22 protein-coding genes are annotated in these 23,173 nt (G+C 47.1%); 3 read left to right on the top strand and 19 right to left on the bottom strand.

Going from position 1 to position 23,173, the window contains the following annotated elements:
• Positions 1-57: 57 nt before the first annotated feature.
• The 16 genes from CLOSA_RS02500 to CLOSA_RS02430 all read right to left on the bottom strand — a co-directional run bounded on the left by CLOSA_RS02500 (position 58) and on the right by CLOSA_RS02430 (position 14,689).
• On the bottom strand, positions 58-1,152 hold the full coding sequence (locus tag CLOSA_RS02500; protein WP_013271217.1) for a DUF871 domain-containing protein: 1,095 nt from the start codon (positions 1,150-1,152) through the stop codon (positions 58-60).
• 120 nt (positions 1,153-1,272) lie between these two features.
• Entirely contained in the window at positions 1,273-2,010 is a 738-nt protein-coding gene (locus tag CLOSA_RS02495; protein WP_013271216.1) for an amino acid ABC transporter ATP-binding protein, read from the bottom strand.
• A gap of 22 nt (positions 2,011-2,032) precedes the next feature.
• Entirely contained in the window at positions 2,033-2,905 is an 873-nt protein-coding gene (locus tag CLOSA_RS02490; protein ID WP_013271215.1) for a transporter substrate-binding domain-containing protein, read from the bottom strand.
• Between the two features lie 28 nt (positions 2,906-2,933).
• Positions 2,934-3,596 (bottom strand): amino acid ABC transporter permease, encoded by a 663-nt coding sequence (locus tag CLOSA_RS02485; RefSeq protein WP_013271214.1) that lies wholly within the window; start codon positions 3,594-3,596, stop codon positions 2,934-2,936.
• A gap of 262 nt (positions 3,597-3,858) precedes the next feature.
• Entirely contained in the window at positions 3,859-4,614 is a 756-nt protein-coding gene (locus CLOSA_RS02480; protein ID WP_013271213.1) for an acyl-CoA dehydratase activase, read from the bottom strand.
• Position 4,615: 1 nt separating this feature from the next.
• Positions 4,616-5,773, bottom strand: a complete 1,158-nt coding sequence (locus CLOSA_RS02475) for a double-cubane-cluster-containing anaerobic reductase (protein WP_041708402.1) — start codon at positions 5,771-5,773, stop codon at positions 4,616-4,618.
• A 201-nt stretch (positions 5,774-5,974) separates the two neighbouring features.
• Positions 5,975-6,667, bottom strand: a complete 693-nt coding sequence (locus tag CLOSA_RS02470; RefSeq protein WP_242647775.1) for a GntR family transcriptional regulator — start codon at positions 6,665-6,667, stop codon at positions 5,975-5,977.
• A gap of 2 nt (positions 6,668-6,669) precedes the next feature.
• Positions 6,670-7,173 (bottom strand): DUF3284 domain-containing protein, encoded by a 504-nt coding sequence (locus CLOSA_RS02465; protein ID WP_013271210.1) that lies wholly within the window; start codon positions 7,171-7,173, stop codon positions 6,670-6,672.
• Between the two features lie 9 nt (positions 7,174-7,182).
• Positions 7,183-8,574 carry a glycoside hydrolase family 1 protein gene (locus CLOSA_RS02460; protein ID WP_330362176.1) on the bottom strand — a complete coding sequence of 464 codons (1,392 nt, stop codon included), beginning with the start codon at positions 8,572-8,574 and terminating at the stop codon, positions 7,183-7,185.
• Positions 8,575-8,585: 11 nt separating this feature from the next.
• Complete coding sequence (locus CLOSA_RS22520; RefSeq protein ID WP_157668984.1) at positions 8,586-8,732, bottom strand: LPXTG cell wall anchor domain-containing protein; 147 nt, start codon at positions 8,730-8,732, stop codon at positions 8,586-8,588.
• A gap of 104 nt (positions 8,733-8,836) precedes the next feature.
• On the bottom strand, positions 8,837-10,225 hold the full coding sequence (locus tag CLOSA_RS02455; RefSeq protein WP_013271208.1) for a PTS sugar transporter subunit IIC: 1,389 nt from the start codon (positions 10,223-10,225) through the stop codon (positions 8,837-8,839).
• 60 nt (positions 10,226-10,285) lie between these two features.
• The gene (locus CLOSA_RS02450; protein WP_013271207.1) at positions 10,286-10,591 is read right to left on the bottom strand and encodes a PTS sugar transporter subunit IIB; all 306 of its coding nucleotides are present in this window, start codon (positions 10,589-10,591) and stop codon (positions 10,286-10,288) included.
• A gap of 206 nt (positions 10,592-10,797) precedes the next feature.
• The gene (locus CLOSA_RS02445; RefSeq protein ID WP_013271206.1) at positions 10,798-12,132 is read right to left on the bottom strand and encodes a 6-phospho-beta-glucosidase; all 1,335 of its coding nucleotides are present in this window, start codon (positions 12,130-12,132) and stop codon (positions 10,798-10,800) included.
• A 90-nt stretch (positions 12,133-12,222) separates the two neighbouring features.
• A complete protein-coding gene (locus CLOSA_RS02440; RefSeq protein ID WP_013271205.1) occupies positions 12,223-12,555 on the bottom strand; it encodes a PTS lactose/cellobiose transporter subunit IIA in 333 nt (110 codons plus the stop codon).
• A gap of 96 nt (positions 12,556-12,651) precedes the next feature.
• Entirely contained in the window at positions 12,652-13,689 is a 1,038-nt protein-coding gene (locus tag CLOSA_RS02435; RefSeq protein ID WP_013271204.1) for a M42 family metallopeptidase, read from the bottom strand.
• A 109-nt stretch (positions 13,690-13,798) separates the two neighbouring features.
• Complete coding sequence (locus CLOSA_RS02430; RefSeq protein ID WP_013271203.1) at positions 13,799-14,689, bottom strand: AraC family transcriptional regulator; 891 nt, start codon at positions 14,687-14,689, stop codon at positions 13,799-13,801.
• Positions 14,690-14,920: 231 nt separating this feature from the next.
• Here CLOSA_RS02430 and CLOSA_RS02425 point away from each other — a divergent pair, with 231 nt between their 5' ends.
• Positions 14,921-15,706 carry a histidinol-phosphatase HisJ family protein gene (locus CLOSA_RS02425; RefSeq protein ID WP_013271202.1) on the top strand — a complete coding sequence of 262 codons (786 nt, stop codon included), beginning with the start codon at positions 14,921-14,923 and terminating at the stop codon, positions 15,704-15,706.
• 53 nt (positions 15,707-15,759) lie between these two features.
• On the opposite strand, the gene CLOSA_RS02420 is transcribed toward CLOSA_RS02425, so the two are convergent.
• Positions 15,760-17,877 carry a glutamine synthetase III family protein gene (locus CLOSA_RS02420; RefSeq protein ID WP_013271201.1) on the bottom strand — a complete coding sequence of 706 codons (2,118 nt, stop codon included), beginning with the start codon at positions 17,875-17,877 and terminating at the stop codon, positions 15,760-15,762.
• Between the two features lie 176 nt (positions 17,878-18,053).
• Positions 18,054-18,917 carry a class II fructose-1,6-bisphosphate aldolase gene (gene fba, locus CLOSA_RS02415; RefSeq protein WP_013271200.1) on the bottom strand — a complete coding sequence of 288 codons (864 nt, stop codon included), beginning with the start codon at positions 18,915-18,917 and terminating at the stop codon, positions 18,054-18,056.
• 179 nt (positions 18,918-19,096) lie between these two features.
• Here fba and CLOSA_RS02410 point away from each other — a divergent pair, with 179 nt between their 5' ends.
• Complete coding sequence (locus tag CLOSA_RS02410) at positions 19,097-20,506, top strand: MATE family efflux transporter (RefSeq protein ID WP_013271199.1); 1,410 nt, start codon at positions 19,097-19,099, stop codon at positions 20,504-20,506.
• Here the strand turns inward: CLOSA_RS02410 and thrC are convergent.
• The gene (thrC, locus tag CLOSA_RS02405; protein WP_013271198.1) at positions 20,503-21,987 is read right to left on the bottom strand and encodes a threonine synthase; all 1,485 of its coding nucleotides are present in this window, start codon (positions 21,985-21,987) and stop codon (positions 20,503-20,505) included. The two genes, CLOSA_RS02410 and thrC, sit on opposite strands and share 4 nt — an antisense overlap.
• 331 nt (positions 21,988-22,318) lie before the next feature.
• Here thrC and CLOSA_RS02400 point away from each other — a divergent pair, with 331 nt between their 5' ends.
• On the top strand, positions 22,319-23,119 hold the full coding sequence (locus tag CLOSA_RS02400) for a DNA/RNA nuclease SfsA (protein ID WP_013271197.1): 801 nt from the start codon (positions 22,319-22,321) through the stop codon (positions 23,117-23,119).
• The last annotated feature ends 54 nt before the right edge of the window (positions 23,120-23,173 follow it).

The raw sequence follows: 23,173 nt of genomic DNA, 5'->3' as shown, positions 1-23,173 counted from the left end.
AAAAAAGCCGGTAGAGACAATAGGTTTTCCTCTGTCTCTACCGGCTTTTACAGCATATTACACTTCAATAAACCCAAATATTTTCCATGGTGCAATATAATTTAACAGCACCATTTCATAATCCGGAATATGGCCGATCACATTCTTTCGCCCGTCATTTGGCATATCCTTTAAAACAACGTGAAGCTCCCCTTTGTAACGGGAATACCCGTCATTTAATATTACAACATCCCCGCGCTTTAGATCCCGGGTATTGGCCGGAGGAACGGATTTGTCCGCAAATGATACTCTCGGCCAGGTGGACCGTATCATGTATTCGCTGATATCCCCCCTGATCACGTGCTGACGGTCAAAGTAGAGGATCTCCCTCTCTATTTCCGTCAGCTCCTTTTCCAGGCAAAGGCCAAACATCAGCTTTCCGGGCGTCACGGAGGCACAGGCTTTTAGTTCCTTCTCCGATGCATAGGCATTGGCAATGATCACGTCATCCACCATGCGGGTAGCCAGCATATGCCGCACCTGGGCATCAATAGGCAGGCCTCTGTGCATCTCCAGAGTGCAGAGCCCCTCATTCACAGGCCATGGGCCAAAGGTGCCCTCATTGTTGCTGGATACAAAGGCCGCCACTTTCAGGCCGTGCTTCTTCATTTCCTTGTTGCAGAAATCAAAATGCTCCAGGCTGATCCCCGTATATTTCTGGGGATAAAAGTTGTGGCAGGTAATGATCCGTTCCGGCACCGGATGATGGTTCATGATATTTGCCACATAGCTTGGATCGGTGCTGGCGTTCAGCTCGATCTTCAGCCCTTCCTGGTTATAGCTCATGGCAGCTTCCTTCATGCCGTCAAAGCCCACATCCAGCCGGATCCCATCCGCATGCATTTCCTGAAAGGGCGCCAGATTATCATAGGAAGCCCCCAGGGCATCAAAGACAGGAGGAGCCACATCCAGGATCACCTCCATCCCGGACTCATGTGCCGTATCGATCATATCCCGAAACTCATTGATGATTTCTTCTTTATCCTTATTTCCTACGCTCAGCAGGCAGGTAAAAATCCGCTGAAACCCGTATTTGCCTGCCAGCCTGATATATTCCTTATCCCGTTCCGGAGTGGAATGCTCCGGATACAGGGAAATCCCAAGTCTTCCCATCATAAATCCTATAGGATCATAACCGAAAGCATATGATCCTACTTTCCTTTCTTTTATATTTTGACTATCATTGATTCAAATGCTATGGATTTTAAATCTTTTATCGTATTCCGTATATCCCTACTTCAGGCAATGGCTTAAGAAACGCTGAAGCCTGGCATCCTGGGGAAAATCCAATATCTCCTCCGGGGTTCCGTCCGCAATGATGGTCCCCTCATCCATAAACAAAATCCTGGTAGCCACCTGCCTGGCAAACCGGATCTCATGGGTGACAAGAAGCATGGTGACTCCTTCTTCCGCAACCGCCCGTATGGTGTTCAAAACCTCTCCCACCAGTTCCGGATCCAGAGCAGAAGTAGGTTCGTCAAACAGGAGCACGTCGGGGTTCACTGCCAAAGCTCTGGCAATGCCTACTCTTTGCTGCTGCCCTCCGGAAAGCTTTGACGGAAAATAATCTCCCCGATCAGCCATACCCACCTTTTTAAGAAGATTTAAGGCGATCTCCTGGGCCTTGGTTTTATCCATCTTAGCCACCGTGATCAGGGCTTCCATGATATTTTGCTTTGCCGTCTTATTTTTAAACAGGTTATAATTCTGGAATACCATAGAGGAGTGGCTTCGAAGCTCTGCGATTTCCTTTTTGGTATGCCGTCTGGCATCCACCTTGGCCGAGCCGATTCTTATGATTCCTTCCGTAGGCTCTGTCAGATAATTCATGCACCTTAACAGGGTAGATTTCCCGGTTCCGGAAGGACCCAGAACCGCCACCACTTCTCCCTTTTTAATGGTTAAATGAATGTCCTTTAATATGGCGGTCTTTCCGTCAAAGGACTTGGTTAAATGGTTTATTTCAATCACGGAAAGCCCCTCCTTTGGCCGGTTATTCCTGGATCAGCTTCGTCATGTCGGAATACATCCATTTGGTAATGATTTTAGAGGTGGTTCCATCCTCCATCATCTGATCCAGTACCTTATCCACTTCATCGCAGAGGGCCTGTCCCTCGTCGTTTTTCTGGAAAAAGTAAGCGACGTTATTGGACATAAGGCGCTCATCCAAGATATGAAATTTCATATTCTGAAGGTTTTCATATTTATAAACAAGGCTGTCTGTGGTTGCCATGGCATCGATTCTCTTTAAATAAAGGTCCTGGTATCCGGTATCACTTGTCTCATAAACGGTAACCTTCCAATCATAGGTTTCCGCCATGGCTTCCACCGATACCTGAGAGGCCTGGCCCTGAGCCACACCGATGGTCAGGCCCTTTAACTGGTCAAAGGAATTTACATCGGCCTTATCTTCATTAACAATGATGCACTGGGCATCTCCATAGTAGGGATGGGACGTGATGTATTTCTCCATACGAGCGGGCGTTGTTGCAAAGCAGTTTGCTGCCACATTCACACGCCCTGTATCCAGCTCACCAAAAAGGGCGGAAAACTCCACCTGCTTTGGTTCTACCTCCCAGCCGGTACGCCTGGCAATCTCACTCCACATCTCCGCATCAATGCCGGTCCACGTCTTGCCGTCTTCGCCAAGAAGGCTATAAGGCTCTCCGGAACCGCCGGTGGCAACGATGACCTTGCGGGTCTGGTCCATTTCACTAGTACTTGCGTTATCTGCCGCGGCCGTAGTAACCGCCGCTGCTTCCGTGGATTCCGCCGCTGAGGATGCATTGGCCGGTGCAGGGTTGCTGTTGCAGCCTGCCAGAAGAACAGCAGTCATGGTAAGTAAAATAGGTAACATTTTTTTCATTTGAATTTCCTCCCTTTATGGTAAAAGATTAATACATCTGTGTGCATTTCCAGTCAAGAACCTTGTGGATCCTGGTAAGAGCCAGAACCAGCAGCCAGTAAATCAGCATAACCGCCAGATAAATCTCAAAATAGCGGAAAGACTGGGCGCCTTCGCTCTTTGCCTGTCCCATGACATCCCGTATGCCCAGCATGAATGCCAGAGATGTTGCCTTCAGCAGGTTGATTAAGTCATTGAACAGGGACGGCAGAGCCACACGGAAAGCCTGGGGCAGAACGATCCGCAGGATTGTCTGAAGCTCCGTCATCCCCAGCATGGCCGCTGCCTCCTTTTGTCCCGGCTCAACAGAAAACAAAGCCCCGCGGATGCTCTCGGACATAAAGGCCCCCGTGTTCAGACTCAGGACCAGCGCAACAGCCGTCATCGGCTCCATATTCAGCACAATTTCACTGAGGCGGGCCAGACCATAGTAAAAGAAATACAACTGGGCCACCAGAGGCGTTCCCCGCAGCACGGATAAGTAGAAACGGGTCAACGGATATAAAACCTTAATTCTGTAATAACCGATGACAGCAATGACAATTCCGATCACCAGCGAAAAAACAGCCGCCGTAAAAGTCAGGCTGAGAGTCACCTGCAGCTTTGACAAGATTTTAGGAAATACTTCAAGAAAATAAGAGAAATCAAACATCTCTGTATTCTCCTTTCATATGTATTGAAAGACTGTTTTTCATTGTACCATTCTTCTCAGGCAGGGACTAATAGAAAAAAACTATATCGGTATTGGGTTTTTCTATATGTCTCCTCAGACTGTACGAAAGGTTTCAAAACTCCATCTCTTCCAATCTCCTCGTATATAGGGATACAAGAAAGTGCCGGTCATCAGGCATACATCTTCCGTCTCCCAGCACTTTCATAAATTCATTTTCATATTTCCTATGATATGCCTGTCTTCAGCCCCTTAAGGCTGCTCCTATAGCCCCTGCATAACGGGACAGGGCGGAAGTCTCCACCGGGTAACCCACCTGCCTCTCCAAAACGGCCGGAAGCCCGTAAAGCTCTGCCAGCCCCCCGGTTAAAAGCACCGGAGGTTCAAGATCCATACGGCCTGCTAATGCCACGACACGGGTGGCTACGGATTGAAGGATCCCCCCGGCAATTTCCTCCCGGCTTTTTCCTGCTGCCAAAAGGGATACGATTTCTGAATCGGCAAACACGGCACACATGCTGCTGAGTGAACAGCATTTACCAGGTTTCAGCAGATCCGATAGCTCCGATAAATCAATACCCAAACGGTGGGAGGACATCTCCAGAAAACGGCCCGTACCGGCCGCGCATTTGTCATTCATCTGAAAGGATACCACCTTTCCCTGTTCCACCGATATGACCTTGGAATCCTGACCGCCGATGTCAATGACCGTCCGGACCCCCGGCATAAGGTACTCAGCCCCCAGGGCATGACAGGTGATTTCCGTCACTGCTTTGTCTGCAAAATCGATTCCCACCCTGCCGTACCCGGTGGCAATGATCCCCATCTCCTGGCGGACCGCCCCCGCTTCCTCCATCAGTTCCTCAAGAACCGCTCTTGCCGTCTCTTTCGGACTCCATCCCGTGGGCTTCACACACATGGCCGCAATGGTTTTATCCTTCATCAGAACTCCCTTACAGGTGGCTGAGCCGCAATCAATTCCTGCTGTTATGCCCCCCATGCTACAGCATCTCCACAAATGCGCCGGCACGGGTGGAAAGCTGGCCGATGTCTGAGGTTCCATAATCCGTTTCCAGATGGAGGTAAGGAATATTCCTTTCCTTTAAAAATGTTTTCACCGTATAAGATTCCACCGCATAAGTATGGCAGGCCTGTAAGGTCATCTCCACCACACCGTCTACTTGAAACTGGTCACACAGACGGTAAAGCAGCTCAAACCGGTTCGGGTTGGGGGTCATGACGGAACAGCCTATATTCAAATAATGGTCCGCTATGTTGGTGATGGGATCTCCCTCCTCCCGGCACTGGCGGTCCATCTGCTTGGCGCCGGTGCAGTTCTCAAAGGCAACCACAACAGCACCTGCATCTTCAATCACCTTAACCACCTTTTCCGTTACCCCGCCCATGGGACAGCCGGTGATCAGAATCCGGGGAGCTTTTTCCGCAATGGGCCGTTCCCCATTTTCATAAGCCTCCTTTATGCTGTCAATGGCATTCTGTATTTCTTCCACTTTTTCCTGCCAGTCAAACTTAAACTGGGCACCAAAGAGAATCTGGAGCTGCCGCAGACCGCTGATGGGAGGCGGGCACATGGTACTGAGCTCATACACTTCTTTCAGAAGCCTGCGCTCCATATTGCGCTTACGTATTGCTTCTTTGAGCATTTCATCCGTAATTGCAACACCGAAATCCTTTTCCACACGCTCAATCAGCCTTACTATTTCTGCCCGCCAAAGGGCCTTGGCTTCGGGAGTGGTCTGACGGTGGGGAAGTTCCAGGACGTGGACATTCTTGGTCTGTCCAAGGAGCTCATACATCTTCACCTTGCCGTCGCAAGTTGTCTCCCCCACCACCAGATCGGAAAAATACATATAGGGACATTTGTCCGTGATCGCAAAGCCGTAGCTGGATTTGATGAGGGGACATAAGTTGGCAGGCAGCACCTTTTCTGCCTCCGGTATGGTCTCGTCACTGGTAGAGCAAAGGCTTACGCTCACCAAATCCGCGGCCATAAAAATCTCCAGGGGAGTATAAGTACAGAACTGTCCCACCACCCCCTTGCCGGAATCCTTAAGTTTCTTCATGGCGAGAAACCCATTTTTTCTTGCTTCTGCAAAACTGTCAAATACCAAGGGTAATTCCGTATTCTTCTGAACCATAGCTATCTTGTATGATATATCCGGAAACAGATAACCATACTTTCCTTTCTTTTTAAATTTAATATATCATACATTCAGATGCTGTGGACTCTATTGTCTTTCTGTAATTCAACTGCTTAATGTGTATATTGTCACTGCTTTCTCTGAATTGTAAACGATTTGGATGGGCTGGTGCCGTCTGGTCCTGATCAGCCGCTCTTGTTAAGTTGTTATCTCAATGATCTTTTCAAAGGGGTTATTAAACTCCCTGATATACACCACCGGAGTGCCGTTTTTGCTTACAATGATGCTTTCGACCATAATGATAGGAGTATTCAGCTTTACATGAAGCAAGTTAATGTACTTTACGGGAACCGTAATGGGCAGGAACTTCTGTGTGACCGATCCTTCGTCAATATATCCTTTCAGATCCAAAAGTTTATTCAAGTTGTTGTAATCACTGTCATTGATCAGGCTTTGGATCAAGTAGATTTCTTCAACGCTTGATGGCTTTCCGTTCTTCCTGTTTAAGCGGACAATCCGGATCATCCGGTCCTCAGGCCCGATCTCAAGAATCGATGCCACCGTTTCGTCGGAAAAGCAGGAACTGAAATAGATCACATTGTAATCATAAGTGTCATCAATGGGCTTGTTCAGCGTTTCGGCTGAAGTGTTTTTCTTCATCAGCCTTTGGTCTGCAACAAAAGTTCCTTTATTTTTATCTCTGTACAATACTCCCTCTTCCACCAGTTCATTTAAAGCGTTGCGCACGGTCATCCGGCTGGCTTTATACCGGCTGGCAAGCTCCCGCTCTGAGGCAATAGGGGTATTGACAGACGCGTCCTTAATTTCTTCCATAAGGTCCTGTTTTATTTTCTGATATTTCGGAGCCCCCATTGTATCACCTCTAATCACAATTAATTCTCTTTTGCCTCCTGCGGGCAGCCGTTACATGGATATTCAGATAAATCCCCCTGGCTCTCTGCCTTCGTGCGAATAAAGCTTTCCATGGAAGACAGCATCCTGGAAATCCTCTTTTTTGAAGATTTTTGATAAAACCAGGAAACAATTTTATAGTTTAAAGAGTAGGAAGTACTCCCCCCCTCAAATTTCTCTCTGTAGTGTACCATAATGTTTCCGTCTTTGCTATCTTCGATCTCATAAAGTATAAAATTTGTCCCATGGGAGGTACGAAAACTTGCCTCATAGCAGCTGGGAGAGACAAACTGCTTGATCACCACATCTACATTGCTCTCCTGTCCCATCCTGCTTTTCATTTTCTTTTTATAACCGTAGCCGGAATATATCTGGTCTGGATTTACCTTTTTCCCTGTGGCCTGGCTGATATCATAGGCAACCGAGGCCGCCAGGGCATTAAAGAATTCCTTTGCCTCTACGTTCAGTTTTTGATTTACTTCCATATGTCTCTCCTATTTGCCAGATTCAAAACCGTTGTTTTTAAGCAGCTCCTGATACCAATAGCCCGACTTTTTTATGGTCCGTTTCTGGGTTTCCAAATCCAGCTCCACAAGCCCGTAACGGTTCTTATAAGCATTGAGCCATGACCAGCAGTCCACAAAGGTCCACACATGATATCCAATGCAATGGCTGCCCTCTTCCATCCCCTTATGAAGCCAGGTCAAATGCTCTTTATAGAAATCAATGCGGTAATCATCCTGTATTATGCCGTCTGTCTTAAAACGACCCTCATTTTCCACGCCCATGCCATTTTCCGTAACCATCCATTCAATGTTCCCATAGTTATCACGAATATTGAGGGCAATGTCATACAAACCTCTGGGATAAATTTCCCAGCCTCTGTATGGATTCATCCGTTTGCCAGGCATGTCATAGTTATCAAAATAATATCCCGGCGTAAACGGAGCTGCCGGATTGGGAAGGCTGGCCTTTGCGCAGACACGGAAGGGATGGTAGTAGTTTACTCCCAGAAAATCCACTGTATTTTGACGGATGACCTCCAGATCCTCTGAAACAGCCTCAGGAAGCAGCCCATGCTTTTCTATGAGCGTAACCAGTTCCGGATCATAAGCCCCCTTTACGGCAGGATCCAGAAAACTCTTATTCTGGAACAGTTCGGCAATCTTTGCCGCCTTCTGATCCTCCGGATGGGAACTTCTGGGATAAGCCGGGGTCAGGTTTAAGACAATCCCGATCTTTCCTCCCTGCTTCATGCTGTGATATTCCTTCACCGCTAAAGCGCTGGCCAGGGCCGTATGATAAGCCACTAAAACCGCCGCTTTGGGATCCACCTTGCAGGGATAGTGATAGCATTGCAGATATCCGCATTCCACATGGACGATGGGTTCATTAAAGGTAAACCAGTGTTTAACCAGATCACCAAATAAGTGAAAGCAGGTCCAGGCATATTCCTTATAATAATCCACAACCTTTCTGTTTTCCCATCCCCCCATCTCCTGGAGTTTCACCGGCATATCAAAATGGTACAGATTCACAAACGGCTCAATCCCCTGTTCCTTTAATTCCAGAAACAGGCTGCGGTAAAATTCTGCGGCCTTATCATTGACTTCTCCATAGCCCTGGGGAAACAAACGGGACCAGCTAATGGAAGTCCGAAAAGAATTATGGCCTGTCTGCTTCATTAGCTGAATATCCTCTTTATAATTCTGGTAAAAGGAAGAGGTAATGCCCGGGCCAATGGCTCCATGAAATTTATAGCTTTCCTCTTCATACCACAAATCCCAGATATTCTTTCCTCTTCCGTCATTTTCTGTGCCCCCCTCGCACTGGGTAGCGCTGGTGGCACTGCCAAAATAAAACCCTTCCGGAAACTTGATCATCATGCCATACCCCCTTATTTTTTTCTCTTTATCAGCATAACTGCGCCCAGCAACACGAATATCAGACCGACGGCCATATACAGGGCAGAGGATGGAAGCTGAGGTGATACGGTGATGAACAGGCAGCCTATGGCGATTAAAAATACAGTCCAGCTTTTCATGAAAAATTCCACCCTTTCTCGTTTTACTGGGAAAAGCCGCCAAATCAGTTCTGTCAGGACAACCCCTGCGAACTGGTCTGGCAGCTCCTTTTTATACGATTCTGTTATTCATTTTTCATCTTATTTGCCATTATTACAAAAGGTGCCCAGATGACAAAGGATATAAACAGGTTGAACAGCGATACCAGCGCAGCCATAAAGTTTCCGCCGGTTGCAAGGAAGGCGTAGATGCCTGCAGGCATTACCCAGGGTACAGATACGAATACCGGCGGGATCAGGCCTATGGCAGTTGCCCCGTATGCGATGGCCGCACATACCGGAGGAACGATCAGCCATGGAATCAAATATACCGGGTTTAATACGATAGGCATACCGAAGATGATCGGCTCATTGATATTAAATACACCCATGGGCCAGGACAGTTTGGCAATGGCCCTCTGGTCATCTCTCTTGGAAAACAGGAAGATGGCGATGATCAGGCCTAAGGTAATTCCGGAACCACCCATCTGGCAGTAGGCATCAAAGGAACCACGGGTCCATAAGTACGGAAGACTTGCAGTACTCTGGCTGGCTGTAAATGCCTCGATGTTCTGGTTCAATGCTGTTAAATAAATACCATCCATAATGGGAGCCAGTACGTTGTGTCCATGTAAGCCAAAAAACCATAACAACTGAATTAAGAATACCATGAGGATTACGCTGAAGAAGCCCTGTGACAAGCTGAGGAGCGGCCTCTGGATATATCTGAGCACCATTTCATTAATGGTGGAGCCAGTAGCAGTAATGCAGATCTGGGTTAAGATACCCGCCACATAAATGGCGATCACACCAGGAATAATTGCCGCAAATGCTTTGCTTACTGCCGGCGGTACGGAATCCGGAAGTTTGATGGTTACCTTCTTCTGCATCAGCTTTATGTAAATCATGGTACAGATAAAGCCCATAATCAATGCGGTAAACAGACCGCCGGAACCGGTGTATCCGGAACCTAAGTATCCATAGCCGCTGACTCCGTTTAATGTAACACCGCCGCCTGCTGTGGCAGCCACATCAAGTCCTAGGCCTTTTAACTGATCAGCAGCAGACGCTGCAACGCCTGGAAGCTCATAGTCGAAGATTGCGCTTTGTCCCATACAGGTAACCAAGCTTGCAAATGCGATGACTCCGCCTGCAATGGCGTTAACATCATAAGTTTTTGAAAGGTTGTAACCCAGGGCAAACACAAATACCAAAGCAAGGATTACAATAGAACCAAAATATACGTTACCGTTAACACTGATAATCGGACCCATGGCACTGACAAAACCTGTCATTCCTGCCTGATTTGGAAGATCTCTTAAAAATACATTGAGCAAAACCGCAATGGATCCCACCATGGTAATGGGCATGATGGCGATAAATGCATCACGAATGGCCACCAAATGTTTCTGGGAACCAATTCTCGCTGCGATTGGCATAAATTTTGCTTCCATGAATGAATTAAATGCACCCATAACTTTTCTCCCTCTTTTATTATCCCCTGAACCATTGGAAGGGGAATTTCTTTTTCATACCTACCCGTTTAATTTCCCCAGTGCCTGATCCAGGACCTTGGCACCGTTCATCGTGCCGTAAGCCATCATATCGATGACAAGCACCGGCTTTTCATTCTTGACTCTCTCATTCATTTTTTTCTCCAGGTAACGAACCTGAGGCCCTAACAAAATGATATCTGCCTTTTTCACTTCCTCAACGGATTCAGCATCTCCAACCGCCCAAATGGTGGCCTCCACGCCCTTTTCTGATGCTGCATCCTGCATTTTTTTTACAAGCATGCTTGTAGACATTCCTGCAGAGCAAACTAATAAAATATGATACATCTCGCACCCCTTTCTGTGGTCTAGACCACTTCTTCTTGCCCTTATCATACTATATCCTATGCAAAAAAACAAGTAAATTCTAAAATTAAAATAAACTTTTTATTTAATTCTTAAAAACTCCCCCTTATTCCAGGCAATTTCTCCGTTATAATGTCAAAAAAAATGCTGTGAAAATGGCTTTTTCAGTCATTTTCACAGCATTTATCTTATTCCTGTTGTTCCTTCCTGAAAAACTGCGGAAGGTATTTTCTGTGGGCTTCCAGTAAATCCCGGACCACGGCATTGGCATCGTGATCACTGGTGCACAGCGGGTTCATGTTGAGAGCCGTCACAGCCAGATCCCGGTTTCCGGTGACAGCCGCTTCACAGACCAGGCGCTCAAAGGTCTTGATGGTCTGTATGGTTCCGTTGATCTGGGGTTTCAGCTCTCCCACTGCAATGGGCTTTGGTCCGCCGCCGGTGATTATACAGGCAGCTTCCACCGCACTGTCTGCCGGAAGGTTCGTGATGGTTCCGTTATTTCGCACGTCCACATACTGGATATCCCCGGTATTGTTATACAGCGAGCAGATTAAATTGCAGGCGGCATCGCTGTACCTGGCTCCGCCTCTCATCTCCAGCTGCTTTGGCTTGACATCCAGATGTTCATCCTTATACAGCTCAAACAAGTCCTCTTCCACCCTTTTCACAACTTCGCCCCGGACCCGGCCTTCCTGGTATTCCTTCCATTCCTCCTCCAGCTGCTCTCTGGTAAAGAAATAATAGTTGTGATAGGGACAGGGAATGCAGTGAAGCCCCCGGATAAATTCCGGAGAAAATGGAAGGGTAGAAAAATTCTTCATGGAAATAGCATCCTCAGGGCTGATGTGCTCATAGATTTCCAGGATTTCTTCCAGCCTTGACTGCCCATCCACAAATACATCTGTGGCAAAAATATGGTGGTTTAAGCCGGACAGCTCCATGGTCACCCGCTCAGGCTCTACGTTTAGCAGCCTGGCAAAGCCATTGACCATATTCACCGGCACATTGCAAAGGCCGATCACCTTTTTAAAATCCGTATATCTTAACACTGCCTCTGTGATCATTCCCGCCGGATTGGTAAAGTTTATCATCCATGCCTCCGGACAAAGCTCCTTTATGTCCTTTACAATATCCAGAATCACCGGAATGGTCCGGAAGGCCTTGAACATGCCAGCCGCTCCGTTGGTTTCCTGTCCGATCATGCCGTGGCTTAAGGTGATCCGTTCATCCTTGATCCTGGCATCCAAAAGCCCCACTCTTATCTGCGTTGTCACATAATCCGCATCCTTTAAAGCCTCCCGCCTGTCATAAGACAGGATCACCTCCATGGGAAGCCCCGCCTTTTTCACCATGCGTTTGGCCAGGGCACCTACGGTCTCCAGCTTTTCCCTTCCCTCTTCAATATCCACCAGCCAAAGCTCCCTTACCGGAAGCTTATCATAACGTTTGATAAACCCTTCTACTAACTCCGGCGTATAAGAGGATCCGCCTCCAATGGTTACGATTTTGATCCCTTCCATAATGTCCTCCTTTTTTCTGGATTGCAACAAACCTTCTTGCTCCTGAAATACGTTCAGTGTGCAAGAAGGCTGTTTTCGGCAAGCTCTTATTTATTTTTCTATCTGATCCTTTAGATCCTTGATCATCCGGTAAAGGTTCAAGATCTCTACCGCCTGGTCTTTTGCCATCATCGCCATGGTCAAATGGTCCTGGGCATGTACCAGAATGATGTTTACATCCACAGGATTCCCCTGAGCCTCCTGCTGGATTAAATCGATTTGGGACTGATGGGCGGACCTCATCTCCACTTCCGCTTCTTTTAAGTATTTTTCCGCTTCCTCAAAGTTAAATTCCCTGGCTGATTCCATAGCCATCATGGACAGCGATTTTGAATTTCCAGCGTTCATAATGAGCTGAAACGCAACTGCATAATTCTCATCCATATCTAATTCCCCCCTGTGCTTAAATTTGCCTATATACTAGCACAAGAAACTTTCTTTTGCAAGAAAAAGGTAAAAAGAGTAAAGGATGCCCTAAGATCAGCCTTCAGCGGGAAGACCGATAAACCCTTCAATCAGCTTTAATGTCTGTTCCAGTCCTTTCTCATGAGTCCGCTCCGTTCCATGGGAGGCATGGACTCCCGGTCCGATCAAGGCTCCCCTGATATCATGCCCGCCCCTGATAGCGCTTCCCACATCGGAGCCGTAGTGGGGGAACACATCCACCGCATAGTCCAGGCCTCTCTCCTTCGCAACGCCGATGAGGCGGTTTGTCATTTCATAGTCGTAAGGCCCGGTGGAATCCTGAGCGCAGATGGACACCTTTCTTTCATTGCCCGTTAAATCATCCCCAAGTGCTCCCATATCCACAGCAAGAAACTCCTGGATGTCTTCCGGGATCCAGCTTGCCCCAAATCCAACCTCTTCATAATTGCTGATCAGGATCTTAAGGGTCTTTTCCGGCTTGAGTCCTGATTCAGACAGATCCTTTAACACTCCCAGGAGGATTGCCACGGAAGCCTTGTCATCCAGATGGCGGGATTTTATGAAACCGCTTTTGGTATGGACGAACATAGGATCAAAGCTGATGTAATCCCCGGAGGATATTTCAAGATCTTTTATGTCATCGGCACTATCGGCCAACTCATCCAGGCGTATCTCCATATTTTTCGCCTTTCTCTCCAGCGATTTGGCATTGTCAAAGGTGTGTACCGATGGCTCCTTCGTAAGGATGGTTCCTGTATAAGTCTTTCCGGTCCTGGTATGTATTTTGCAGTACATCCCTTCAATGGTTTCCATCATGTAGCCTCCTACCGGCATCAGGGTAAGCATCCCTTCCGGCGTGATGGAGCGGACCATGGCTCCCAAGGTGTCCCCGTGGGCGGATAATCCGAGAACCTCCTGTGTCTGTCCGGGAACTTCGATGATCAAGCCTCCTTTTCTGTTGTAAGCGGAATGAAAACCAAATCCTGAGGCTTCTTCCTCTATCGCCTTCATGACCTCCCTGGTGTAGCCGCTGGGACTTGGGATATTTACGATTTTTTCTAAAATTGATATGACATATGACATGGTTTCCATGGTGATCTACCTTCTTCTTTCTTTTTAGTATAGGAATCATGTGGACAGCAGGCATATCCTGTTGATTCACAGACGCAAGGGGTAAGGATGTGAGCTTTCTTTGTACAATTTACAAAGAATGCAAACTTCTGTACTCCCTGGGCGTACAGCCATAGCTTCTTAAAAACAGCTTGGAATAATAGCTGAGATGGTTAAATCCGCAGGCAAGGGCAACCTGGGTTATGCTGGCGGCCGGGTCCTTTAATAGGCTCCGGCTGACCTCCAGCCGGTATGCATTCAGAAACTCAATGGGCGACTGCTGCAGATAGCGTTTAAATATCATGCAGCATTTGCTCCGGCATATGCTGCCAGCCCCAGCAATATCCGATAAGGACAGCTTTTCCGCATAATGCTGGTAAATAAAGGATACCATATCCTTCTGGGCCGAAAGATCCGAGCCTGTCTGTCCTGCTGTATCCGGAGATATGACCTCACATCGTTCATAAAGCCGTTTCCATAAGGTGAGTATGAACCCAATGACCTCTATTTCATATGCATCATTTGCCTGCTCTTTTGAGAAATAGATCTGGTCAAGGAGGGCCGCTGTTTCCTTCCCTTCCCTGCTGAAACCATCAAAGTAAATGTATTCCATACGCTGATTTTCCATAATGGGAGATATGTATTTCTGGTAAAGCAGTTTATTTCCGGTAAACAGCTGGGGATGGAACAGGATGCAGATGAAATCGCAGTCCTTGCGGTTAAAGGAATAACCATAATGCATCTGTCTGGCATTAACCATGATGCAGTCATCCTTTTTCAGCAGAACCCGTTTCCCGTTGATATGGTAATTCATCTGGCCCTCTAAAATCCGGATAAATTCCATGTCCTCATGCCAATGACAAAGAGCCTTCCAATCCGGATAATCTGACAGTTTATCTCTCTGGATATAAAGAGGGATCCCCATCTGATCGTAGGTGACGATTTCAGAAGCATCCTGCATGACAATGGTATCCGTCATCATACCTCCCTCACATTCTATAAATACGATTGTTATAATAACTGAAAAAAATAGTGATAGAAAATTCAGTCTCAGAGCATTATCATTATATCGAAACCTGCGGTTCTCGATCAGCATTCATCGTTGGTGCCCATGAGCAGGCTCATCTTTCTTGTGCTCATTATATCATACAAATAAGAAATGAGCAAAAAAGTTAAAAGAAAATAATACAAAATGAGAATGGAGGAAGGTCACATGCTGTCAGACTATCATGTGCATACTTATTACAGTGATGATTCGGAGTGTTCCATGGAAGAAATCATCCAAAGGGCAATTCTGCTTGGATTCCATGAAATTGCCGTTACGGATCATGTGGATTATGGGGTAAAAACAGATTTAAACTGCAATTATAAAAGTTATTTTAAAGAAATTGAAGAAATGAAGGAAAAATACAAGGGGAAATTATCCATAAAAGCAGGAATCGAATTCGGTGTCCAGACCCACACCATTCCCTTTTTCCAAAGGGATTTTGAAGCATATCCCTTTGAATTCATCATTTTAAGCAACCATCAGGTGAATGATAAGGAGTTCTGGAATTACCAGTTTCAGGAGGGAAAGAGCCAGGAAGAATTTCAGACCGCTTATTATGAGGCTATTTATGAAGTAGTAAAAAACTATAAAAATTATTCCGTTCTTGGACATCTGGACATGATCAAGCGGTACGACACGTACGGAGAATATCCGGACGAAAGAATTATGGATATGGCAGACAAAATACTCCGTCAGGTAATTGCCGACGGAAAAGGGATTGAGGTTAATACCTCCTGCTTCCGGTATGGTTTAAAGGACTTGACCCCATCCAGAGAGATTCTGAAAAGATACCTTCAATTAGGCGGGCGAATCCTTACCATTGGTTCTGACACCCATGAACCGGAACATCTGGGAGCTTACATACCGGAAGTAAAAGGAATGCTGAAAGAACTTGGATTCCAGCAGTTTTGTACCTTTGAGAACATGCAGCCCCTATACTGGGATCTATAAAAAAGATGCTGTCCGGTAAACAGGACAGCATCTTTTTAACTTGTATCCGGCCATTACACTTCGAAGATTAAATCTCCATAGCTTGGCATTGGCCATAATTCTTTATCCACCATCATTTCCAGCTTATCCGCAGGCGCCCGGAGGGCTGCCATAGCAGGTACCACCTCATCATGGTAAGCCGTCGCCTGCTCCTTGTTGCCTTCGATTGCCGCACATTTCTCAGCAGCATCCGTCAGACCGGCCAGTGCTACCTTCATGTCGGATAAATGGGCGCTCACCTCGATGAGAAGCTCCTCCTGGACACTGGTATCAGCTGCAGGACAAGCTGCCTTTACCTTTCCCAGGGAATCAGCCAGCAGGGAGGCATATTTCACGGCAGACGGGATGATCTGCTTTCCGGCCATATCGATCATGGTCTTTGCCTCAATGTTAATGGCCTTGCTGTAAGCCTCATATTCGATCTCAACCCTGGATTCCAGTTCCGCCTTTGTAAATACCTTAAATTCCTCAAACATTTTTACCGAAGCATCTGATGTCAGGGCAGGAATGGCTTCCACCATTGATTTAAGGTTGGGAAGGCCTCTTCTTTCCGCCTCTTCCACCCAGGCCTCGGAATAGCCGTTACCGTTAAATATAATCCTTCTGTGGGCGCAAAGCTGTTCCTTGATCATGTCATGGACAGCCGTATCAAAGTCATCTGCCTTTTCAAGAATATCGGCGGCTTCCTTTAATGCTTCCGCGGCAATGGTATTTAAAACCACATTGGGAGAAGAAATGGAATCAGAGGAACCTACCATGCGGAACTCGAATTTATTGCCGGTAAAAGCAAATGGGGAGGTCCTGTTTCTGTCGGTTGCATCCTTGAATAAATCAGGAAGTGTTCTCACGCCTGTCTTTAAGGTGCCGCCTGCCTTGGAGCGGGTGGCTTCTCCTGTGCTGCAAAGCTGATCCACCACATCTTCTAACTGTTCTCCGATGAAAACAGAGATAATGGCCGGCGGTGCTTCATTTGCTCCAAGCCTGTGGTCGTTTCCTACATCTGCTGCAGATTCCCGGAGCAGATCCGCATGATTGTCAACCGCCTTTAAGATACAGGACAGCACCAGCAGAAACTGGATGTTTTCATGAGGGGTCTCTCCCGGATTTAACAAGTTGATCCCGTCATCCGTGGTTAAGGACCAGTTGTTATGCTTTCCGGAGCCATTGACTCCTGCAAAGGGCTTTTCATGAAGCAGGCAGTTTAATCCATGGCGTCCTGCCACCTTCTTTAAGGTCTCCATTACCAGCTGGTTATGATCAACTGCCACGTTTGCCTGTTCGAAAATAGGCGCCAGCTCATGCTGGGCAGGCGCAACTTCATTGTGCTGGGTCTTTGCCGGTACTCCCAGCTTCCAAAGCTCCTCGTTTACTTCCTTCATATATGCCGCGATCCTCTCACGGATAGAACCGAAGTAGTGGTCCTCCAGCTCCTGTCCCTTTGGAGGCATTGCTCCAAACAGGGTGCGTCCGGCGTAGATCAAATCTTTTCTCTGTAAATACTTGTCATGGTCAACCAGGAAATATTCCTGCTCGGCTCCTACGGAGGGAGTGACCCTCTTGGAGGTGGTATTTCCGAATAATTTTAAGATTCTTAATGCCTGTTCATCAACAGCCTCCATGGATCGTAAGAGAGGTGTCTTTTTGTCAAGGGCTTCTCCCGTATAAGAGCAGAAAGCGGTTGGGATGCAGAGAGTGACTCCAATGGCATCTTCCCTTAAAAATGCCGGTGAAGTGCAGTCCCAGGCGGTATAGCCTCTTGCCTCAAAGGTTGCTCTTAAGCCGCCGGAAGGGAAAGAAGAGGCATCCGGCTCGCCTTTTACCAGCTCTTTACCGGAAAACTCCATGATCACCTTTCCATCCGCTGCAGGCGCAGAAATGAAGGAGTCATGCTTTTCAGCGGTAATGCCGGTAAGGGGCTGAAACCAGTGGGTATAGTGGGTCGCTCCTCTCTCAATGGCCCAATCCTTCATGGCATGTGCTACCACATCAGCGATTGATGGATCCAGCTCAGCGCCGTCTTCAATCGTTTTCTTTAATTTTTTGAAAACAGATTTTGGTAAGCGCTCTCTCATTACGGTTTCATTAAATACATTCCTGCCGAACAGCTCGGCAACATTTATAACTTCGCTCATAAATTTTCCATCCTCCCATAGTTCCATATGTCAACTGCCTGATTGGTCTCCTCACGATCTGAATATGCGCATAAATCAGAAAAGGCGCCCTCCCGGTATTAGGAGAACGCCATCGTTCTTAAATTAAATTAAACCATTTCTCTTAAAAAATCAAGTACTTTTTTAAAAAAGTTTCTTTAAGCTTTTCCTACAGATCCAAATAATTCCATCTTTTCTTTTACAGTGGCTTTAATTGCTTCTGTTCCGGGAGCCAGAAGCTTACGGGGATCAAAGCCCTTTCCTTCTAAATCTTTGCCTGCCTCAATATACTTACGGGTTGCGTCTGCAAAGGACAGCTGGCACTCCGTATTCACATTGATCTTTGCAACGCCAAGGCTGATGGCCTTTTTGATCTGATCTTCCGGAATGCCTGTCCCGCCGTGAAGTACCAGAGGCATATCACCTACCTGATCCTTTATGGCAGCCAGGGTATCAAAGCTTAAACCAGCCCAGTTTTCCGGATATTTTCCGTGGATGTTGCCGATTCCCGCTGCCAGCATGGTTACTCCTAAGTCAGCAACCTGCTTGCACTCGCCGGGATCTGCGCATTCGCCCATACCAACAACACCATCTTCCTCACCGCCGATGGAGCCTACCTCTGCTTCAATGGAAAGGCCTTTTTCCCCACAGACCTTTACAAGCTCTGTGGTCTTTTCCACGTTCTCAGCAATGGGATAATGGGAACCATCGAACATAATGGAGGAGAATCCGGCTTCCATGCACTTATAGCAGCCGTCATAGGAACCATGGTCTAAGTGAAGTGCCACCGGAACAGTAATTTTTAATTCTTCGATCATGGCCTTCACCATAGCAGCTACGGTCTTATAGCCTGTCATGTATTTGCCAGCGCCTTCGGAAACACCCAGAATCACCGGGGATTTCAACTCTTCGGCCGTCTGTAAAACAGCTTTCGTCCACTCAAGGTTGTTGATGTTGAACTGTCCAACTGCATACTTTCCGTCTCTTGCCTTTTCAAGCATATCTTTTGCTGAAACTAACATATCGCAAACCTCCATTATAATTTTTTCTCTTATATCTTTTTTATTATATACCATCTTACCCTATTTGGAAAGAATAATTTTTCCAGATTGTCATTTTTATAACGAAGTTACATTTTGCTTTCATCCGTACTTTGCTTTATAATGGATCTAAGTTACAAATACATGATAGGAGATTTTTTATGATACGAAAGATGAGAGAGGGCATTTTCCAACGCCTGAGCTCTGAAACCACAGAAATGAAGGAACATCAGGAAACGCCGGAAATGTTTTCCGGCAAGCAGCTTCGCCAGTTGATTTTTCCCCTGGTGGTTGAACAGATACTGGCGGTTTTTATGGGAATGGCTGATACCATTATGGTGGCCTCCTGCGGGGAAGAAGCCGTATCAGGCATATCCATCGTGGATACTATTAACGTCCTGCTCATCGGCTTGTTCGGGGCAATGGCCGCCGGAGGCTCCGTGGTGACCGCCCAGTACATGGGCAGAAGGGATGAGAAAAGTGTTGCCAGGGCCTCAGGCCAGTTATTCCTGGCCATTGGGGGCCTTTCTATTTTCCTTATGGCTGTGACCCTTCTTTTTAACCAGCAGCTTTTAAGGCTCATTTATGGAAATATCAGTCCGGAAGTTATGAATAACGGGCGGACTTATTTCTACATATCCTCCCTATCCTACCCGTTTCTGGCATTTTACAACAGCAGTGCAGCTCTTTTCAGGACCTCCGGAAACTCCAAGGTCTCCATGCAGGTCTCTCTGGCTGCCAATCTCTGCAATATCGCAGGAAACGCCCTGCTGATCTACGGGCTACGCATGGGTGTGGCAGGCGCCGGACTTTCCACCTTATTCTCCAGGATTTTATCTGCAGTGGTCATGGTGGTCCTTCTCCGGAAGCAGAGCTATTTCCCTGTTGAATTCCGTCTTCGGGTTGACAAGGCCATGCTGCGCCAGATCCTCTATATCGGTGTGCCAAACGGTCTGGAAAACAGCATTTTCCAGCTTGGAAAGCTTTTGCTGTCCAGCCTGACCGCCAGCTTCGGCACCATGGCCATTGCAGCAAATGCGGTAGCCAGTACCATCTGCGGCCTGGAGACCATTCCGGCCAACGCCATAGGAATTGCCCTGGTTACCGTGGTGGGACAATGCATCGGGGCCGGAGAACTGAAACAGGCCCGAAGATATATGGGGAAGCTTTTAAAAACAGCATATATCTGGCTGCTTGTATTAAACCTTTCCATCATACCATTTTTAAAACCAATATCCGGCCTGTTTCATTTATCCGGGGAAACAAGTGCCCTGGCCGTTAAACTCATGCTTTACCACAGCATCTGCTGCATGATGTTCCATCCATTGTCCTTTTGCCTTACCAACGGCCTGCGCGCTGCCAACGACGTCCGTTTCACCATGACAGTATCCATCTGCTCCATGTGGATCTGCCGGATCGTCCTGGCCTACGTACTGAGTCTGTATTTCGGCCTGGGCCTAATGGGAATCTGGATCGCCATGACCATTGACTGGCTGGTGCGGGCAATTTTCTTCTCCACCCGTGTCCTAAGCGGAAAATGGTGCCAGTACGCCAACAGAAACCTCCGTTAGCTTAAAAAGCCTTCCACCGCTTCCTTCAGCTTATCGACATCGCATTCCGTATTATGGCGTACCGGTGCAGTGCGGATTTCTTCCACTGCCTGGGGAACAGGAACCCTGGAGACCTCTGCCAGATGGTCAATGACCCGGAATTCATCCGGCTCTTCCTGTTTCCCTTCCATGGCTTCCAGAACGCTTCTTGAGAATTTATAGGGACTTGCCGTGGAAGCGATAACATTCTTTGTGTGATCCTTTGTCTTTGTCCTGTACCTGTCGTACACACAGGCGGCCACACCTGTATGGGGATCCATCAGATATCCCGTATCATCAAATACCTTCTTAATGGCTGCCCTGGTCTCCTCTTCTCCTGCAAAGCCTCCCTTAAAATCATCCATGAATCCCCTCATAAAATCGGTTACCGTATAGGCTCCGTTTTCACTTAAGTCCTTCATGAAAGCGGCATTTGCATCCGCATCACATCCGGCGCTTAAATAAATCAGGCGCTCTAAGTTGCTGGAAATCAGAATATCCATGGACGGAGAGCTGGTAAGTATGAAATCACGGTTCCGGTCATAGGTTCCGGTCTGAAAGAAATCATAAAGAACTTTATTTTCATTGGAGGCACAGATCAGGGTTTTAATGGGAACTCCCATTTGTTTTGCTAAGTAAGCTGCCAGAATGTTCCCGAAGTTTCCTGTGGGTACGGTCACATTGATCACTTCTCCATCTGCGATCTCCCCGCTGGAAAGCAGCTTTGCATAAGCATAGACATAGTAGACAACCTGGGGAACCAGCCTTCCGATGTTGATGGAGTTGGCAGAGGAAAGCTGAAAGCCCTTTTCAGCCAGTTTACGTGCAAATTCCTTATCACCGAAAATCTTCTTCACCCCTGTCTGGGCATCGTCAAAGTTTCCATGAATGGCAGCCACATGGGTGTTTTCTCCCTTCTGGGTCACCATCTGAAGCTCCTGGACCCGGCTTACCCCATCCTTTGGGTAAAATACAATGATTTCCGTCCCTTCCACATCGGCAAAGCCTGCCATGGCAGCTTTTCCTGTATCTCCGGAGGTAGCCGTGAGGATCACAATTTTATTTTTTACCTCATTCTTTTTTGCGGCAACGGTCATGAGATGAGGGAGAATGGAAAGAGCCATATCCTTAAATGCAATGGTACTACCATGATATAATTCCAGATAATAGGAGCCGCCGGCCTTTGCTAAGGGAGCAATCTCCTCTGTATCGAATTTGCTGTCATAAGCCCGTTCAATGCAGGTTTTTAACTCCCCCTCTGAATAATCCGTAAGGTACAGCTTCATGACCTCATAGGCCGTTTCCTGATATGTCATTGCCGACAGTTCCTTCATGGATTTGTCAAGCTTTGGGATAAAACACGGCATAAACAGGCCCCCGTCTTCTGCCAGTCCCTTTAAGATTGCCTGGGAAGCCGTTACACCGGCTTCACCGCCCCTGGTGCTTTGATAGGATAATTCCATGGTATGTTATTCCTTTCCTGCGCTTATATTCTGCCGAAAGCAAAGAACACTTTCGATCATCGGATGGACGGGCGAAAAAACAGCCCTTTTATTGAAACCTGCTTTGCAAGTTCCCATAAATAAATGATGTTACAGTTTATTGGATCAAAAAACCTTGCCAGCATTGTAGCACAATTTCCTCCGGGGTGCAAGAAAAAAGGCCAAAAAAGTTTCCATCAAACGGACAAGTGTGTTCACTATAAAGACAAACCAGTGAAAAGATATTTTTACTTTTAACCTCATTCTTCTTATGGTAAGATACACCTATGGATTCTGAAAGGAGAAAACTTCATTGAAATACGAACACATGATGACAGGAACCTTTATAAGCCGTCCCAACCGTTTTATTGCCCATGTCCTGATTACAAGGGAGGGGAACAGGGAAGAGACGGTGGTCTGCCACGTTAAAAATACAGGGCGCTGCAGAGAGCTTCTCATCCCCGGCGTAAAGGTACTGGTGCAGTATCATCCGGAGGCAGCTGCCCTGGGGAGAAAAACGGAATACTCCCTGATCGGTGTATGGAAAAGGCGGGAAAAAGGCGGTCCTCTCCTCATCAACATGGATTCCCAGGCCCCTAATCAGGCGGCCTATGAGTGGCTGAAAGCCAAAAGGGAAAATCCGGTTCTGCCTTTTCATCAAACAGGGGAGCAGCCTTTCCCATATAAGCCAACCATGGAAGGCTTACGGCGGGAGGTTTCCTATGACCAGTCACGGTTTGACCTTGCCTTTTTGACAGTGTTTCCGGAAATAAAAGGGGAACAGCAGAAGGTGATCCCTGCATTCATGGAAGTTAAGGGAGTCACCCTGGAAGAAAACGGCCTTGCCATGTTTCCCGATGCACCTACGCTGCGGGGCGTAAAGCATGTCCAGGAGCTTATAAATGCCTGCAAAGAGGGTTACGAGACTTACATCCTGTTTGTCATTCAGATGAAGGGAATGTATGGATTTACGCCAAATATAAAAACCCATCCGGAATTTGGAGAAGCGTTAAAAAGAGCAGAAGAAGCCGGGGTCCATATTCTGGCCTATGACTGCAAGGTTACGGAAGACTCCCTTTCCATAGACAGGGAGGTCCCGGTATATCTTTCATAGCTGAGGAAAGGGCTTTACACCATAAAACCTGCCGGCAAATCCCTTGGGTTTTGT

The organism is [Clostridium] saccharolyticum WM1 (assembly GCF_000144625.1).
GTDB lineage: Bacteria > Bacillota > Clostridia > Lachnospirales > Lachnospiraceae > Lacrimispora > Lacrimispora saccharolytica.
This window is presented reverse-complemented; position numbering and strand designations above follow the sequence as displayed.

Bases quoted from the DNA above. Each gene is read 5' to 3' on its own strand.
- CLOSA_RS02500 (WP_013271217.1), bottom strand. From the start codon at position 1,152: ATGGGAAGACTTGGGATTTCCCTGTATCCGGAGCATTCCACTCCGGAA.
- CLOSA_RS02490 (WP_013271215.1), bottom strand. From the start codon at position 2,905: ATGAAAAAAATGTTACCTATTTTACTTACCATGACTGCTGTTCTTCTG.
- CLOSA_RS02485 (WP_013271214.1), bottom strand. From the start codon at position 3,596: ATGTTTGATTTCTCTTATTTTCTTGAAGTATTTCCTAAAATCTTGTCA.
- CLOSA_RS02480 (WP_013271213.1), bottom strand. From the start codon at position 4,614: ATGGGGGGCATAACAGCAGGAATTGATTGCGGCTCAGCCACCTGTAAG.
- CLOSA_RS02475 (WP_041708402.1), bottom strand. From the start codon at position 5,773: ATGGTTCAGAAGAATACGGAATTACCCTTGGTATTTGACAGTTTTGCA.
- CLOSA_RS02465 (WP_013271210.1), bottom strand. From the start codon at position 7,173: ATGGAAGTAAATCAAAAACTGAACGTAGAGGCAAAGGAATTCTTTAAT.
- CLOSA_RS02460 (WP_330362176.1), bottom strand. From the start codon at position 8,574: ATGATGATCAAGTTTCCGGAAGGGTTTTATTTTGGCAGTGCCACCAGC.
- CLOSA_RS22520 (WP_157668984.1), bottom strand. From the start codon at position 8,732: ATGAAAAGCTGGACTGTATTTTTAATCGCCATAGGCTGCCTGTTCATC.
- CLOSA_RS02455 (WP_013271208.1), bottom strand. From the start codon at position 10,225: ATGGGTGCATTTAATTCATTCATGGAAGCAAAATTTATGCCAATCGCA.
- CLOSA_RS02450 (WP_013271207.1), bottom strand. From the start codon at position 10,591: ATGTATCATATTTTATTAGTTTGCTCTGCAGGAATGTCTACAAGCATG.
- CLOSA_RS02445 (WP_013271206.1), bottom strand. From the start codon at position 12,132: ATGGAAGGGATCAAAATCGTAACCATTGGAGGCGGATCCTCTTATACG.
- CLOSA_RS02440 (WP_013271205.1), bottom strand. From the start codon at position 12,555: ATGGATGAGAATTATGCAGTTGCGTTTCAGCTCATTATGAACGCTGGA.
- CLOSA_RS02435 (WP_013271204.1), bottom strand. From the start codon at position 13,689: ATGGAAACCATGTCATATGTCATATCAATTTTAGAAAAAATCGTAAAT.
- CLOSA_RS02430 (WP_013271203.1), bottom strand. From the start codon at position 14,689: ATGATGACGGATACCATTGTCATGCAGGATGCTTCTGAAATCGTCACC.
- CLOSA_RS02425 (WP_013271202.1), top strand. From the start codon at position 14,921: ATGCTGTCAGACTATCATGTGCATACTTATTACAGTGATGATTCGGAG.
- CLOSA_RS02420 (WP_013271201.1), bottom strand. From the start codon at position 17,877: ATGAGCGAAGTTATAAATGTTGCCGAGCTGTTCGGCAGGAATGTATTT.
- fba (WP_013271200.1), bottom strand. From the start codon at position 18,917: ATGTTAGTTTCAGCAAAAGATATGCTTGAAAAGGCAAGAGACGGAAAG.
- CLOSA_RS02410 (WP_013271199.1), top strand. From the start codon at position 19,097: ATGATACGAAAGATGAGAGAGGGCATTTTCCAACGCCTGAGCTCTGAA.
- thrC (WP_013271198.1), bottom strand. From the start codon at position 21,987: ATGGAATTATCCTATCAAAGCACCAGGGGCGGTGAAGCCGGTGTAACG.